Origin of the sequence: Flavobacterium sp. WC2409 (assembly GCF_041200085.1) — a bacterium.
Classification (GTDB): Bacteria; Bacteroidota; Bacteroidia; order Flavobacteriales; family Flavobacteriaceae; genus Flavobacterium.
The window spans coordinates 1,561,662-1,578,151 of sequence record NZ_CP165625.1; the positions used below are offsets into that span (position 1 = coordinate 1,561,662).

Sequence of the window (16,490 nt, forward strand, 5' to 3'; positions counted from 1 at the left end):
CGAAATTACTTGGTATTATAAAATAATCCCATGTGATGAAGCAATTGACTTTATAAACTTTAAGACATTTGACTTTCTACTAAAAAAACATAGATTATGATTACTATTGGAATAATAGGTGGTTCAGGATATACAGCAGGAGAATTAATTAGAATTCTAATGTTTCACCCTAATACAAAATTAGATTTTGTTTACAGTACAACTAACGCAGGAAAACCACTTTCTATAGCGCATCAAGATTTAATGGGCGATATCGAAATGAATTTTACGGACACTATCAATCCTAATGTTGATGTTCTTTTCTTGTGCTTAGGACACGGAAAATCAATTTCGTTTTTAGAAAACAACACATTCTCTGATAAAACCAAAATCATCGATCTAGGAAATGATTTCCGTTTAACGAAAGACAAAGATTTTGAAGGAAAATCTTTTGTTTACGGTTTACCTGAATTGAATAAAATAGACATTCAAAAAGCTAATTATATCGCAAATCCTGGTTGTTTTGCAACAGCTATCCAACTGGCTTTATTGCCATTGGCCGCTGACGGATTATTAACCGAAGATGTTCACATCAACGCTACTACGGGTAGTACTGGTGCTGGTGTTGGTTTATCCCCTACATCGCATTTTAGTTGGAGAAACAACAATTTCTCACACTACAAAGCTTTTGAGCACCAACATTTGGGCGAAATCAATCAAAGCATCAATCAATTGCAAGCTTCCTACAGTGACGAATTAATTTTTGTTCCAAACAGAGGTGATTTTCCAAGAGGTATTTTTGCAACTTTATACACAAAATCTGAGGAAAGTTTAGAAGATTTAGTTGCTAAATATGAAGCATTTTATGTTGACCAACCGTTTGTAACCGTTACTACAACTAACATTAACATGAAGCAAGTAGTACAAACAAACAAATGTATTATTAGTTTATTGAAAAAAGGGAACCGGATATTAATAACCTCTGTTATTGATAATTTACTCAAAGGCGCCTCAGGTCAAGCCGTTCAAAACATGAATTTAATGTTTGGATTGGAAGAAACTACAGGATTGCATTTGAAACCATCTGGATTCTAAAAAAGTTTAATCGGTGAATCGTTTAATCGATTAGCCGAATAAGCGATTAAACAATTAAACAAAAAATCAAAATGAACTTATTTGACGTTTACCCATTATACCCTATCACGCCTGTAAAAGCATTAGATTGCACTATTACAGACGATAAAGGAATTGAATATTTAGATTTATACTCTGGTCACGGAGTAATTTCAATAGGTCACACTCAGCCAGATTATGTGGCTAAAGTAAAAGCACAATTGGATAATTTGAGTTTTTACTCGAATGCTATCCAAAATCCATTGCAAGTAGAACTAGCTGATAAATTAGGAAAAGCGTCTGGCTTGACTGATTTTAGTTTGTTCTTATGTAGCTCTGGAGCTGAAGCCAATGAAAACGCTTTAAAAGTAGCTTCTTTTCATACCAATAAATCAAGAGTGATTGCTTTTGACAACTCGTTCCACGGAAGAACATCTGCTGCTGTTGCAGTAACCGATAACAAAAAAATTGTAGCGCCATTAAACGCACAACAAGCAGTTACTTTCTTGCCATTGAACCAAATCGAACTGGTTGAAACAGAATTGAAAAAAGGAGATGTTTGTGCCGTAATCATTGAGCCTATTCAAGGGGTTGGTGGTTTAGACCAAGGAACAACGGAATTCTTTCAAGGGTTGGAAAAAGTTTGTGCTGCTAATGAAGTGGTTTTGATTTTGGACGAAGTACAATCGGGTTACGGAAGAAGCGGAAAGTTTTTTGCACACCAACATCACGGAATCAATCCTGATATTGTAACCACTGCTAAGGGAATGGGGAATGGTTTCCCAATTGGAGGTGTTTTAATTTCTCCAAAATTCAAAGCAAGCTACGGATTACTAGGAACTACGTTTGGTGGAAGTCATTTGGCTTGCGCTGCTGGTATCGCAGTTCTAGACGTGATGGAAAGCAAGAACTTACTTGAAAACACGAATAAAGTATCCGAATACTTTTTTGAAGCAATTAAAGTAATTCCAGAAATCATCAAAGTAAAAGGAAGAGGATTAATGCTTGGAGTTGAATTTGACTTTGACGTGAGTGCTTTGAGAAAGAAAATGATTATTGAAAAACATATATTTACAGGTGGAGCCAACAATAAAAACTTATTGAGAATCCTTCCTCCATTGACTATTACAACCGAAGCAATTGACACATTTATCGTTGCTTTACAAGAATCATTGGCCGAATTGAAATAATATTTTAAACATATAAGTCTAATAAGCCCTCAAACTTATATGACTTATATGTTTAATTTCTTCTATACTATTAAACTAAAAACGATGAATACCTTATTATCCATAGAAAAACGAAATGCTGTTTTAAGTAGAATGGCTGTACTTCTTGAACAAGAGAGAGCCCCTCTTAAAGCAATCAATCAACAGGATTTAAACAATTATTCTGGGGATGATTTGGCTATGGAAAAACGTTTATTAGTTGATGATACTAAGATTGATGGAATGATTTTATCGTTGCAACAATTGGCTAGTCAGGAAGATCCAGTAGGTAAAGTTCGTTTTAACTTCACTCATGATAACGGATTAAAAATCAGTAATAAAACTGCTGCATTTGGAACAATTCTAATCATCTACGAATCACGTCCAGACGTAACTGTTGAAGCAGGCGGAATTGCTTTCAAATCGGGAAATAAAATTTTATTGAAAGGCGGTAAAGAATCGTTACTTTCGAATCAAAAAATCGTGAGTCTATGGCATCAAGCATTGACTGATAATGACGTTGCCACTTCTTGGGTAGAATACCTAAATTATGATAGAACTGAAACCCAAGCTTTCTTAGAAAAACCAACACAAAAAGTTGACTTAATTGTTCCGCGTGGTGGAGAAAAATTAATTGCCTTTACAAAAAAACATGCTACTTGCCCCGTTATTGTAAGTGGTAGAGGAAACAATTTTGTTTACGTAAATGCAGAGGCCAATTTAGACCAAGCACTTTCTATCATTGTAAACGGAAAAACCTCAAACATATCTGTTTGTAATGCTTTAGATAAAGTATTAATTGATACTAATCTTCCTAATTGGGAAGTATTTGCAAATAGAGTTGTGGCAAAATTAAAAGAGTTCAATGTAATTGTTTTAGGAGATTCAACTGTAGCTGCAGCTACAAACGTTCCTGCAATCGAATCCGATTTAATTTGGTATGAAGAGTTTCTAGATTATAAAATTGTAATTGGTACAACCAATTCTGATCAAGGCGCCATTGATAAAATAAATAAATATTGTGGCGGGCATTCAGCTTCGATAATTACAACAAATAATGAAACAGCGCAAATATTCATGGACAATGTAGATACTGCCGCAGTTTATCAAAATGCCTCTACTCGATTTACAGACGGTGGTCAGTTTGGCCTAGGAGGAGAATTAGCAATAAGCACTGATAAATTACATCAAAGAGGTCCTATTGGTTTACAGCACCTAGTTACTAATAAATGGTATATTTATGGTGAAGGACAGATTAGATAGGGATTTAAAGATTAAAAGATTCATGTATTAAAAGATTGGGATAAAGAAATTTTTAAATTCTTAAATCTTTCAATTTTTAAATTAGAAATAATGGCTAAAAAAAGAATATTACTAAAAATAGGAAGCAATACCTTAACCAAGGAAACCAATCATATTTCGAGAGGAAAAATTGAAGATATTGGAATGCAAATAGCTGCTTTAAACGATCAATACGAATTTGTAATTGTAAGTTCTGGTGCTATTGCAGCTGCAAAACAATTTGTAAAGTTAGAAAGTAAAGGAAAAGAAATTTTCGTTAAACAAGCATTAGCATCTATTGGACAACCCCATTTAATGCGGATTTTCCATGAAAACTTTAGTGATTTAGGATTATTGACTTCACAGTGTTTATTGTCATATTCAGATTTTGAAAAAGAACAATCCAAAGTGAATATCGTTAACACCATCAATGTATTGATTGAGAATAATTATATCCCAATAATTAATGAAAATGATACAGTTGCTACAGACGAAATCCAATTTGGAGACAATGATAAATTAGCAGCTTTAACAGCGGTACTTTTAAAAGTTGATATTTTAATAATCGCAACAAACACAAACGGAATCTATACAAAAGCTTCAATTCATAACGATATTCCAGAAACCATTACATTAGTAACTGATTTAGCTTTAATGCAACAAGAAGTTGGCGATTCTAAATCATCGCATGGTACTGGTGGAATGCAATCTAAAATTGAAGCGGCAGCAATTGCAAAAGCCGCCAATATTGAAACTTGGGTTGTCAATGGATTAAAAGATGATTTTATTTTGAATGCGATAAACAACAGTATTCCGTTTACGAAAATTATATAAATGTTTATGTGTTTAATCGGTTAAACGATTAACTGATTAAACAAAAACCGATTAAACAATAAAACAATGAACTACATATCAGTAAAAAATATAGATTCACTCGACACATGGGTGAAACAAGCTTTAAAAATTAAAAAGAAGCCTCTTAAAAACAAAAAGCTAGGTAAAAACAAAACCTTAGGAATGTTGTTTTTCAACCCGAGTTTAAGAACGCGTTTGAGTACTCAAAAAGCAGCTTTAAATTTAGGAATGAATGTGATGGTAATGAATTTTACCAATGAAGGTTGGACACTAGAGTTTGAAGATGGCGCAGTGATGAATCAAGGCGCTTCAGAACATATTAGAGAAGCTGCCGAAGTAGTTTCTCAATACTGTGATATTATTGCGGTAAGAGCATTTGCTGGCTTAGTTGACAAAGAAAAAGACAATGCCGAAACAGTTTTGGCTGGATTCTTAAAATTTGCAACTGTACCCGTTGTCAACATGGAAGGTTGTACAGGACATCCATTACAAGCATTGGCTGACGCCATAACCATGGAAGAACACAAAACGGCACACCGTCCAAAAGTAGTTTTGTCTTGGGCGCCACACCCTAGAGCTTTACCTCAAGCTGTAGCCAATTCTTTTGTGGAAATGATGCAGTTACAAGATGCCGACTTTGTAATTACTCATCCTGAAGGCTACGAATTGAATCCAGAAATTACAAAAAATTCAATCATTGAATACGATCAAAACAAAGCGTTTGAGAATGCCGATTTTATTTATACTAAAAACTGGAGTAATTATATTGATTACGGAAAAATAACAAATTCAGACCCAAACTGGACTGTGACTGCTGAGAAAATGGCATTAACGAACAATGCCAAATTCATGCACTGTTTACCTGTGAGACGAAATGTAATTGTTACAGATGAAGTGATAGACAGCGAAAATTCAATCGTGATTGAACAAGCCAACAACAGGACTTATGCAGCGCAATTAATATTACAAAAAATATTAGAAAATGCACAATAAAAAACCCATTACAGTAGTTAAAATTGGTGGAAATATTATTGATGATGCCGCAGAACTTAAACAATTCCTAGCTGACTTTTCAAAAATAGAGGGGCATAAAGTATTGGTTCACGGTGGAGGAAAATCGGCTACCAAAATGGCAAAAAGCATTGGCCTAGTTCCTCAAATGATTGATGGACGTCGCATTACTGATGCGGCCATGCTTGAAGTTGTGGTCATGATTTATGCAGGACAAATCAACAAAGATATTGTGGCTCAATTGCAAGCCAATAACACTAATGCAATCGGATTTTCAGGAGCTGACGGGAATTTAATCCAATCCGAAAAAAGAAATCATCCTACCATAGATTATGGTTATGTGGGTGATGTCAAAAAAGTCAACACTTCCCTACTTTCAACTTTAATAAATAGCGCCATTGTTCCTGTATTTTGTGCCATTACGCATGATAAAAAAGGACAATTACTAAATACTAATGCAGATACAATTGCCAGCGAATTAGCGATTGCTTTATCGGATGTTTTTGAGGTAACATTGAGTTACTGCTTTGAAAAACCTGGTGTTTTATACGATGCCGAAGATGATTCATCAGTAATTGAAAAAATGAATTACGAATTGTACGCCAAATTAAAAGCCGAGAAAGCCATACATTCCGGAATGATTCCTAAATTAGACAACTGCTTCAATAGCTTATCCAAAGGAGTGCATAGCATAAAAATTGGTCATCATAAAATGCTGAAAGACGCTAATGCAGTTTGCACACAAATTGAATTATAATAAAAGTTAGTCACACCCTTAAAAAAAGAATTGTGGCAAAACATAATAAAATATGAAAAACAAAGAAACACTTACTCAAGAAGCGATCACCTTATTAAAAAACCTCATTGAAACCCAATCTTTTTCAAGCGAAGAAGAGCATACAGCGGCTTTAATCGAAAAATGGTTTATAGTAAACGAAATTCCATTTGAGAGAGAAAATAACAATATTTGGGCATACAACAAGACTTTCGACAAGAGTAAACCAACACTTTTATTGAATTCGCATCACGATACGGTAAGACCCAATCAGGCGTATACCAAAGATCCTTTGAAAGCAATTGTTGAAGATGGTAAATTATATGGACTGGGAAGTAATGATGCTGGTGGATGCTTGGTTTCACTTTTGGCAACATTTGTCCATTTTTATCCTGCTGAAAATCTTCCTTACAACATTGTAATGGTAGCATCGGCAGAAGAAGAAAGCAGTGGAAAAAAAGGGCTAAATAGCGTGCTTAAAAGTTTACCTGAACTAGAGTGTGCCATCGTTGGAGAGCCTACTTTAATGCAATTGGCCATAGCCGAAAAAGGTTTATTAGTTCTTGATGTTAAGGTAAAAGGAACACCTAGTCATGCGGCACATCAAAATGATGACAACGCACTCTACAAATCAATTCCTGTAATGGAATGGTTTAAAAATTATACATTCGAAAAAATATCAGCCCAATTAGGTCCAGTAAAAATGACTGTTACCCAAATAAATGCTGGTAAACAACACAATGTAGTACCGTCTGAGTGTGATTTAGTTGTGGACATTCGTGTCAACGATTGCTACACCAATCACGAGATTTTAGCTATCGTAAAAGAAAACGTCCCTGCAGAAGTTACACCACGTTCTATGAATTTGAGTTCGTCATCAATCCCAGAATCGCATGGGTTAGTGCAAGCAGGAATCGCTTTAGGCAGAACAACCTATGGCTCACCTACCCTTTCAGACCAGTCCGTTTTGAACTGTAAATCCTTAAAATTAGGACCTGGTGACACCCTGCGTTCACACTCTGCTGATGAATTTATCTATTTAAATGAAATAGAAGAAGGAATCGAATTGTATATTAAAATACTTAGTGATTTTTTAAAGCAATAAAATAATTAGGAGCTATTTCCTGCTATCCACTATATCTTTCCCTGCTTAAAAAAAGCAGGAAAAGGATGTCGCTACTATCAGGGCTAGAAGATCTTAATAAACAACAAAAATACTATTTAAGTTTTAACCATAAACTTGACACATTGAACCTGAAACAAAAAAACAATATGAAACTTTGGGAAAAAGGAATACCAACTGATAAACAAATAGAACAATTCACTGTTGGTAACGACAGAGAACTGGATTTAGTTTTGGCAAAATACGATGCTTTAGGATCTATTGCTCATGCTAAAATGTTAGGAAACATTGGTTTATTAACTACCAATGAAACTGATGCTTTAGTCTCTGCTTTAAACGAAATCATTGCGGATGTAGCTCAAGGAAATTTCGTTATCGAAGATTCATTTGAAGATGTACATTCCAAAATTGAATATTTACTGACAGCAAAACTAGGTGATGCTGGTAAAAAAATCCATACCGCTCGTTCTCGTAATGACCAAGTTTTGGTTGATGTCAACTTGTATTTAAAAGATGTTGTAATCGAACTAAAACAGCAAGTAAAATCACTTTTTGATTTACTAATGGAATCGGCTGAGAAATATCAAAGCGTATTGTTACCAGGCTATACGCATTTACAAATTGCTATGCCATCGTCATTTGGGATGTGGTTTTCCGCTTATGCCGAAACTTTGATTGATGATATCACCATGTTGAATGCCGCTTTGAAAGTGGTAGACCAAAATCCGTTAGGTTCCGCTGCAGGTTATGGAAGCTCCTTCCCTATCAATAGAACATTCACAACCAAAGAACTGGGATTCGAAACCTTAAAATACAATTCGGTTGCCGCTCAAATGAGTCGTGGAAAATCAGAAAAAACATTGGCTTTTGCCATGAGCAGCGTGGCAGCAACTTTGGCTAAGTTTTCGATGGATGTATGTTTGTACATGAGTCAAAACTTTGATTTCATTGGTTTACCAGCACATTTAACTACAGGTTCGAGCATTATGCCACACAAGAAAAACCCTGATGTATTTGAGTTGATTCGTGGAAAATGCAATAAAATTCAAGCCTTACCTTATGAAATTACTTTAATTACAAATAATCTACCTAGTGGTTACCACCGTGATTTACAGTTATTGAAAGAGGGATTGTTCCCTGCCATTCAAAATTTACAGGCCTGTTTGGATATTGCGATTTTTTCTATCAAAGACATCAAAGTAAAAGACAACATCCTAGCAGATCCAAAATACAACTACTTGTTTACTGTAGATACTTTAAACGAAATGGTGGTTGCTGGAATGCCATTTAGAGATGCTTATAAAGCGGTTGCAGAGCAACTGGAAAATGGAACTTACACTTCTCCAAAAGAAACCAAACACACGCACGAAGGAAGTATAAACAACTTATGTTTGGCTGAAATAAAAGAAAAAATGAATCAGGCTTTCTAAAAACTGGAAATCAATTTAAAAAATACTACGCACTGTAAATCACAGTGCGTTTTTTTATTCCCTATTTTAAACCTCAAAATATCATAATGCTAAATGTTAAAAAAATAACTATATATTTATAAAAGTAATTTTAAACGATTCGTATGGGAAAATTTGAAGAAAACGCCACAAATAGACTTTTTGAAAAAAATTTAATACCAGAGGAGCAATTCAAAGAAATTACTGTTCACCGAGATTTAAATATATTTTCATTGCATTCAGAATTAAAATTCTCCTTATACTTATCTGTTTTACTATTTACCTCGGGAATTGGTATTTTAATTTATGAAAACATTGATACCAGTGGCCATATCGCAATTCTCTCCTTATTATTGATAGTAACAGTAATTTGTTTTTATTTCAGTTTTAAAAACACGATAGGATTTAAAAAACAAGAAACTAATTTTGAAAATCCACTATTTGACTACTTAATTCTTACTGCTGTACTATTGAGTTGTATTTTCATAGGATATCTACAATTTCAGTACACTGCTTTTGGTACTCATTATGGATTAGCAACATTAATTCCCACAGCAATCGGACTCTTTTGCGCTTATTATTTTGATAATAAAAGCATCTTATCTATTGCTATTACAGGATTAGCTGCATATATCGGTTTATCTGTAAGTCCACAATCATTACTAAACAATAGTTTTTACGAAACAACTACATTAAGTTATTCGGCAATAGGTTTAGGAGTTATATTAGTTCTATGGTCCATTTACAGTAATAAGATTGCATTAAAAACCCATTTCACTATAATCTATTTAACATTTGCCTTACACCTAATCAGTATTTCCTGCATCAATAATTTATTCAATCCGTATTGGGGAATATTTGGATTTCTATTACTAGCCTCATCTTATTATTTTTATAAATCAAGCTATGAAGTTAAATCTGTTTCTTTATTCGTCTTCACCATTATATATGCTTACGTAGGTATCAATATTTTTATTTTTAAACTTATTGATATAGCAAATATCTCTGATTTTCTAATTCCACTATTATATCTAGCTCCCTTTTATTTCATTGGTTCTATAATTTTATTTATCCGACTTATTAAAAAATTCAATAAAAATAGCAATGATGATACAATACGATAAAACCGAATTAGAGAATGTATCTTTAGTTGAAGAAGCACATTCTTTGAAAAATGCTGGCTTTATAAGCAAAGAACAATACAACTTGATAGTAAAAGAATTAATTATATTAAAAAGTAATACTAACATCCTTGTACGCATTGGTTTTTTTATACTTGGCAGTTTTTTATATTCTTCTATTTGTGGATTTATTTCTTTAATTCTCCTTCAAGCACTTACTGAAAATTATAAAGTTCTTCTTTTTATCTATACTATTATAGGTTTTGTAGGAACGGAAATTTTAACCAAGCAAAAATATTATGGACATGGTCTTGACGATGCCTTTTTGATTGGCTCCCAATTAACTTTGGCAATAGCCATAGGAATTTCAACAAATGGAAACGGATTAGTAATTGCCTCGATTCTTACTATTACTTCATTATTGAGTTACCTTCGTTATCTTCATTTATCAATGGCATTTCTATTTTGTATAGCAGGAACTTCGACATTGGTGTATACCCTATTTGAGTTTGGCGCCATTGGTAAAACGATTTTACCATTTGTAATGATGCTTTTTTCTGCAGGCATTTATCTTTATAGCAAAAAGGTTTTGGAAAATTTAAAAACCTTTTACTACTACAAAGGAATTCAATTAGCCTATAGCTTTAGTCTTATTTTATTTTACCTATCGGGAAATTATCTAGTAGTTAGGGAACTTTCAGTAGCATTACTTGGTGCGGGTATTGCTCCAAATAGTGATATCCCTTTTGCTTTTTTGTTTTATGCGTTCACGTTTATTGTTCCTATTGGCTATGTGGTGTACTCTTTGTTAATTAAGGTCCGCATCATGCTTTGGATTGGATTAGTAGCACTATGCTTTTCTTTTTACACTATACGCTTCTATTACGCTATTTTGCCTATTGAAACAGTATTAACTATAGGCGGATTAGTATTGTTTGCCTTTACTTATTTTTCGATAAAAAAATTAAAAAATAATACTACAGGAATCACATTCCAACCAGATCGTTTTAGTACAAAAAATGCATTTATGAATGCTGAAGCTTTAATTACTTCTCAACTGGGATTAAAACCCGAAATTAATCAAGAATCCAATATAGAATTTGGTGGTGGTGGTTTTAGTGGTGGCGGATCGTCAGGCAACTTTTAAAAACAAAAAATAAAGCCACGAATTCACGAATTATAAAGATTTTAATTCGTGAATTCGTGGCCTTATTTTAAACTTTCAGGATTATACTTTAGTCTTCAAAACTGTAGCGTCAATATCACTGTGAGAAGCATTATAAATCGCTTTTCCATCTTTTATAAGTAGCAACTGAGGAGATTGATGTTGTACTCCAAAACGATTTGCAATTTCATTAGAAACTTCACGATACGCTATTAAATCTAAAAAATATGGCGTAACTTTATCTGAGCTATCAAACTCATTTTCAAACTGTTTCAATGCCATTCTGCTTACACTACAACGTGTACTGTGTTTAAAAATAGCCACTGGCTTTTCATTTGAAAGTGTCATTATTTCGTTCAACTGCCCCAAATCAGTTAAGTTATTCCAGTCCATTTTGCTACTAGAATCATTTTGGTTCTCTGAACCACTAAAAATATTTTTAAAAAAACTCATAATTTGTCGTTAATGCAGTCATTTTGACTGGTTTTTATGATAAAAATCATATTTTATACGCCATTTTGTCTATAATATTGTAATGGAATATAAATTGAAGATCTGTCTGCAAAGTTATCAATTAACTATAATTATATAACTACAAAAACAATAAAATCATGAACATAAATAAATTTACCATAAAATCGCAAGAAGCCATACAGCAATCGCAACAATTGGCTCAAAGCTTTGGACAGCAACAAATAGAGAACGAACATATTTTCAAAGCCATCTTTGAAGTCGATGAAAATGTAGCACCTTTTATTTTGAAAAAACTAAATGTAAATGTTCCATTATTCATACAAATATTAGATAGTACAATCCAGAGCTTCCCTAAAGTTTCGGGCGGTGAAGTGATGCTTTCGAGAGATGCAAATACGGCACTAAACGAAGCGGAGATTATTGCTAAGAAAATGAACGATGAATTCGTTTCTATTGAGCATTTAATTTTGGCTATTTTTGGTTCTAGAAGCAAAGTTTCCCAAATCTTAAAAGATCAAGGTGTAACCGAAAAAGGATTGAAAGCAGCCATTGACGAACTACGTAAAGGAGAAAGAGTTACTTCAGCATCAGCGGAAGAAACGTATAACTCATTGAATAAATACGCTAAAAACCTAAATGAATTAGCCAAAGCAGGTAAACTAGATCCAGTTATTGGTCGGGACGAAGAAATTAGACGTGTATTACAAATTCTTACGCGTCGAACTAAAAATAACCCCATGTTGGTTGGGGAACCTGGAGTTGGTAAAACTGCAATTGCCGAAGGTTTAGCGCACCGTATTGTGGATGGCGATGTTCCTGATAATTTAAAAGACAAGATAGTTTTCTCACTAGATATGGGAGCGCTGATTGCGGGAGCCAAATTCAAAGGAGAATTTGAGGAACGCCTCAAAGCGGTAGTGAAAGAAGTCACTGCTGCCGAAGGTGACATTGTGCTTTTTATTGATGAGATACATACCCTTGTAGGTGCAGGTGGTGGCGAAGGTGCTATGGATGCTGCTAATATTTTGAAACCAGCTTTGGCTCGTGGAGAATTAAGAGCCATTGGTGCAACGACATTAGACGAATACCAAAAATATTTTGAAAAAGACAAAGCCTTAGAACGTCGTTTCCAGAAAATTATCATCGAAGAACCCGATACCGAAAGTGCGATTTCTATCCTTCGTGGTATCAAGGAAAAATACGAAACACATCATAAAGTACAGATAAAAGACGAGGCTATTATTGCTGCGGTCGAATTATCACAACGTTATATTACCAATCGTTTTCTTCCAGACAAAGCGATTGATTTAATGGATGAGGCCGCTTCTAAAATCCGAATGGAAATCAATTCAAAACCAGAAGAACTGGATGTTTTAGATCGAAAAGTGATGCAACTTGAAATCGAAATCGAAGCCATCAAAAGAGAAAAAGACGAGACCAAGCTCAAAACCTTAGGAATGGATTTAGCCAACCTAAAAGAAGAGCGCAATAAAATCTATGCCAAATGGAAATCAGAGAAAGATGTAGTTGATAATGTGCAGGCAATCAAAACGGAAATTGAAGATTACAAATATGAAGCAGAACGTGCTGAGCGTGATGGTGATTACGGTAAAGTAGCCGAAATTCGTTACGGAAAAATCAAAGAAGCCCAAGAGCGTCTCGATGTCTTACATAAAGAATTAGTCGAAAACCAAGCTGGTGGAAGTTCTCTAATCAAAGAAGAAGTAACTCGCGAAGATATTGCCGAAGTAGTGGCTAAATGGACTGGAATTCCAGTGATGAAAATGCTACAAGGAGAACGCGAAAAACTATTGCATCTAGAAGAAGAGCTACACCGTCGTGTGGTAGGACAAGAAGAAGCGATTGAAGCCGTGAGTGATGCCGTACGTCGTTCTCGTGCTGGATTGCAAGACATGAAAAAACCAGTAGGAACTTTTCTATTCTTGGGAACAACTGGTGTAGGAAAAACCGAATTGGCGAAAGCCTTAGCTGAATACTTGTTTGATGATGAAAACGCCATGACGCGTATTGATATGAGTGAATACCAAGAACGCCACAGTGTGAGCCGTTTAGTAGGTGCGCCTCCAGGATATGTAGGTTATGATGAAGGCGGTCAATTGACCGAAGCCGTGCGTAGAAAACCGTATTCTGTGATTCTATTGGATGAGATTGAAAAAGCACATCCTGACACGTTCAACATCTTGCTACAAGTACTGGATGAAGGACGTTTAACAGATAACAAAGGACGTTTGGCCGATTTCAAAAACACCATTATTATCATGACTTCTAATATGGGTAGTCAGATCATACAGGAAAAATTCGAAAATCTAAAAGGAAGTATGGAAGCCGCTACTGAGGCTGCCAAAGTAGAAGTTTTAGGTTTATTGAAACAAACCGTACGCCCTGAATTCATTAACCGTATCGATGAAATCGTGATGTTCACACCTTTAACAAGTGCCAATATCACAAGAATTGTTAGTTTACAACTGAAATCAGTGACCAAAATGTTGGCCCTACAAGGCATCACCATGGACGCCACACCAGAAGCCATCGCCTATTTAGCCGAGAAAGGTTTTGACCCACAATTTGGTGCCCGCCCCGTAAAACGTGTGATTCAAAGAGATGTATTGAACACCTTGTCCAAAGAAATTTTGGCTGGTAAAATAGCTACTGATAGTATCATACTGTTGGATGCTTTTGACGGAGAATTGGTTTTTAGAAATCAATCCGAATTAGTAGAATAATTATTTATAGTTTTTTTGTAGTAAGAAAACACCAGCCATGAAGCTGGTGTTTTTTTATACCTTATTTTTAAGGAGCAGAACTAGTGTTTTCCATAAAAACCCTCCCTCCTGCTTTCGGCTGTATCTCTCCGTTGCACTACGAGGATGCCGCCTCGATCAGGGCTAGCTAGAACGAGCTATTTTCATAATTTGAAGTAAATTATATATATTAATGTGCTTACCGGAGCGTTCCGCTCGTGACCACAAAAAAAAATAACCCCACTGCTTCACGTTTGTCTCAATTATCTAGAACTTGTTTCCTACGAGTACTTGCCTAAATTAGAAAATGAGTAGTAGCATTTTGAACGTGGCTAACTAAAGCGATAAATATAACAGCAACCTCATTTTGTTAATTTAAATTATAGTATACTTTATATTGTAAATAATTATTTGCTAAATTTGAAAAAGCACCGTTTACTCTATAAAACCAATTCATTTAATAAATATTGGTCTAAAATCCCAGTTAGTCTAAATTTTCAAACGCAATGACAATAAATAAAAGTCCTACTTCAGTTATAGAATATCATTTTGATAATTTTTTTAATATCTCAGCTGATCTAATTTGTATTGCCGGATTTGATGGGTATTTTAAAAGAATAAATCCCGCTGTCTCAGAATTATTAGGGTACACCGATGAGGAATTGTATGCTAGACCCATACATACATTTGTTTATGCACCAGATCTTAAAATGACAATCGAAACGAGAGAACAAGTGTATAAAAATAAGCCACTGTTAAATTTCGAAAATAGATACTTAACCAAAACTGGGGAGCTGGTATGGTTATCTTGGACATCAATGCCCGTTGAAGATGAAAAATTAGTATATGCCATTGCTAAAAACATTACTCATAAAAAAAGAATTGAAGAAGAGCGCAATATACTCCTCACAAATCTGACAAAAATAAATAAAGACCTCAAGCATTTATCCTATACCACCTCACATGACTTAAAGTCACCAATAAATAATTTGCTATCGGTATTTGATCTTATTGATATTTCTAAAATTAATGATGAAGAGACCCTTGAATTTATTACGATCTTAAAAACAACAACTGAACGTTTAAGCCTAACTTTAAAAAAATCCGTAGACGAATTAATTCATAAAGATGAGTTAAATGCTTCTATTGAAGAACTAAGTTTAAAAGAAAATTTAAAGGAAGTATTACTTTCTATAGACTCTTTAATAAAAGAGTCGAAAATTAAAATAGCTATTGATTTTGAAGCAGTTCCTACTATTAATTTCAATAAAGAATACCTCAAAAGCATATTCTTAAACTTAATCACAAATTCAATAAAATATTCAAAACCAGATACTTTCCCTTCTATTTCTATTACTTCTACAAAAGAAAATGGAAAAAGTCAGTTAATTTATTCCGATAATGGATTGGGTTTTGACATGGATTTAGTCCGTGATAAAATATTTGGATTGCATCAAAAATTCCACAATCATATTGATAGTAATGGTATCGGACTTTACTTAATATACAATCACATCACTAATTTAGGTGGTCGGATTGAAGTAGAAAGTCAAATAAACGAAGGAGCAAAATTCACAATAACATTCAAGGACTAAAAACAGAATAACGTCAAAAACACACGATTAAATCATCGCTACCATGAATTATTTGGTGTGGGATTCGTTTTAAAAGCACAAATTATTTTTATAAAAATACCATCTAGCGTTACCGTTTGAACGTAAGAAACAAACAAAATCTAGATTTTAAAAAACATAATACATTAAAAAATAAATCATGTTAACCTTCAATAAAAACTACTTTGGAGTTACTATTCTACTTTTTGTAATCGAAGTTATAATTGCTGTTTTTGTACATGACAATTTTGTAAGACCTTATCTTGGGGATGTTTTGGTAGTAATTTTAATCTATTGTTTTATTAAATCATTTTTAAAATTAGGCGTTTTACCAGCCGTGCTATTTGTATTGATTTTCTCTTTTTCCATAGAGTTTCTTCAATATCTAAATATTGTCAAGACCTTACATTTAGAAAATTCTAAAATAGCACGAACAGTAATAGGAACTTCCTTCTCTTGGATTGATTTATTAACCTATTTGATAGGTTTAATTATCGTTATTGTGGTAGAGAAATATGTACTAAGAAAGGATATCGAAACAATTAGATAATACTCCTCAAGC

Annotated in this window: 14 protein-coding genes; 13 read left to right on the forward strand and 1 reads right to left on the reverse strand. The window is 34.0% G+C overall.

Annotation, left to right across the window (positions count from 1 at the left end; all coding sequences use genetic code 11):
• Positions 1 to 96 precede the first annotated feature (96 nt).
• The 10 genes from argC (at position 97) to AB3G34_RS06765 (ending at position 11,061) form a co-directional block, all read left to right on the forward strand.
• Complete coding sequence (argC, locus tag AB3G34_RS06720) at positions 97 to 1,074, forward strand: N-acetyl-gamma-glutamyl-phosphate reductase (protein WP_369753869.1); 978 nt, start codon at positions 97 to 99, stop codon at positions 1,072 to 1,074.
• 71 nt (positions 1,075 to 1,145) lie between these two features.
• Positions 1,146 to 2,282 carry an aspartate aminotransferase family protein gene (locus AB3G34_RS06725; RefSeq protein ID WP_367770128.1) on the forward strand — a complete coding sequence of 379 codons (1,137 nt, stop codon included), beginning with the start codon at positions 1,146 to 1,148 and terminating at the stop codon, positions 2,280 to 2,282.
• A gap of 84 nt (positions 2,283 to 2,366) precedes the next feature.
• The gene (locus AB3G34_RS06730; protein ID WP_369753870.1) at positions 2,367 to 3,563 is read left to right on the forward strand and encodes a glutamate-5-semialdehyde dehydrogenase; all 1,197 of its coding nucleotides are present in this window, start codon (positions 2,367 to 2,369) and stop codon (positions 3,561 to 3,563) included.
• Between the two features lie 90 nt (positions 3,564 to 3,653).
• Positions 3,654 to 4,415 carry a glutamate 5-kinase gene (gene proB, locus AB3G34_RS06735; protein WP_367770132.1) on the forward strand — a complete coding sequence of 254 codons (762 nt, stop codon included), beginning with the start codon at positions 3,654 to 3,656 and terminating at the stop codon, positions 4,413 to 4,415.
• Positions 4,416 to 4,481: 66 nt separating this feature from the next.
• Positions 4,482 to 5,429, forward strand: a complete 948-nt coding sequence (locus AB3G34_RS06740; protein WP_367770135.1) for an N-acetylornithine carbamoyltransferase — start codon at positions 4,482 to 4,484, stop codon at positions 5,427 to 5,429.
• Positions 5,419 to 6,204 carry an acetylglutamate kinase gene (gene argB / locus AB3G34_RS06745; RefSeq protein WP_367770138.1) on the forward strand — a complete coding sequence of 262 codons (786 nt, stop codon included), beginning with the start codon at positions 5,419 to 5,421 and terminating at the stop codon, positions 6,202 to 6,204. The genes AB3G34_RS06740 and argB overlap by 11 nt, the downstream gene beginning before the upstream one ends.
• A gap of 52 nt (positions 6,205 to 6,256) precedes the next feature.
• Positions 6,257 to 7,327, forward strand: coding sequence for a M20 family metallo-hydrolase (locus tag AB3G34_RS06750; protein ID WP_369753871.1), 1,071 nt, complete (start codon positions 6,257 to 6,259; stop codon positions 7,325 to 7,327).
• A gap of 167 nt (positions 7,328 to 7,494) precedes the next feature.
• Positions 7,495 to 8,775: an argininosuccinate lyase gene (gene argH, locus AB3G34_RS06755; RefSeq protein ID WP_367770144.1), complete on the forward strand. Its 1,281-nt coding sequence runs from the start codon at positions 7,495 to 7,497 to the stop codon at positions 8,773 to 8,775.
• A gap of 143 nt (positions 8,776 to 8,918) precedes the next feature.
• The gene (locus AB3G34_RS06760) at positions 8,919 to 9,917 is read left to right on the forward strand and encodes a DUF2157 domain-containing protein (RefSeq protein ID WP_369753872.1); all 999 of its coding nucleotides are present in this window, start codon (positions 8,919 to 8,921) and stop codon (positions 9,915 to 9,917) included.
• The gene (locus AB3G34_RS06765) at positions 9,898 to 11,061 is read left to right on the forward strand and encodes a hypothetical protein (protein ID WP_369753873.1); all 1,164 of its coding nucleotides are present in this window, start codon (positions 9,898 to 9,900) and stop codon (positions 11,059 to 11,061) included. The genes AB3G34_RS06760 and AB3G34_RS06765 overlap by 20 nt, the downstream gene beginning before the upstream one ends.
• Before the next feature lie 81 nt (positions 11,062 to 11,142).
• Here the strand turns inward: AB3G34_RS06765 and ytxJ are convergent, their stop codons facing one another.
• Positions 11,143 to 11,532 (reverse strand): bacillithiol system redox-active protein YtxJ, encoded by a 390-nt coding sequence (gene ytxJ, locus AB3G34_RS06770; RefSeq protein WP_367753301.1) that lies wholly within the window; start codon positions 11,530 to 11,532, stop codon positions 11,143 to 11,145.
• Between the two features lie 158 nt (positions 11,533 to 11,690).
• Between ytxJ and clpB the strand changes: the two genes are divergently transcribed.
• The 3 genes from clpB (at position 11,691) to AB3G34_RS06785 (ending at position 16,478) form a co-directional block, all read left to right on the forward strand.
• On the forward strand, positions 11,691 to 14,297 hold the full coding sequence (gene clpB / locus AB3G34_RS06775; RefSeq protein ID WP_369753874.1) for an ATP-dependent chaperone ClpB: 2,607 nt from the start codon (positions 11,691 to 11,693) through the stop codon (positions 14,295 to 14,297).
• Positions 14,298 to 14,821: 524 nt separating this feature from the next.
• The gene (locus tag AB3G34_RS06780; RefSeq protein ID WP_369753875.1) at positions 14,822 to 15,910 is read left to right on the forward strand and encodes a PAS domain S-box protein; all 1,089 of its coding nucleotides are present in this window, start codon (positions 14,822 to 14,824) and stop codon (positions 15,908 to 15,910) included.
• A 178-nt stretch (positions 15,911 to 16,088) separates the two neighbouring features.
• Entirely contained in the window at positions 16,089 to 16,478 is a 390-nt protein-coding gene (locus AB3G34_RS06785; protein ID WP_367770157.1) for a DUF2809 domain-containing protein, read from the forward strand.
• Positions 16,479 to 16,490: the final 12 nt, after the last annotated feature.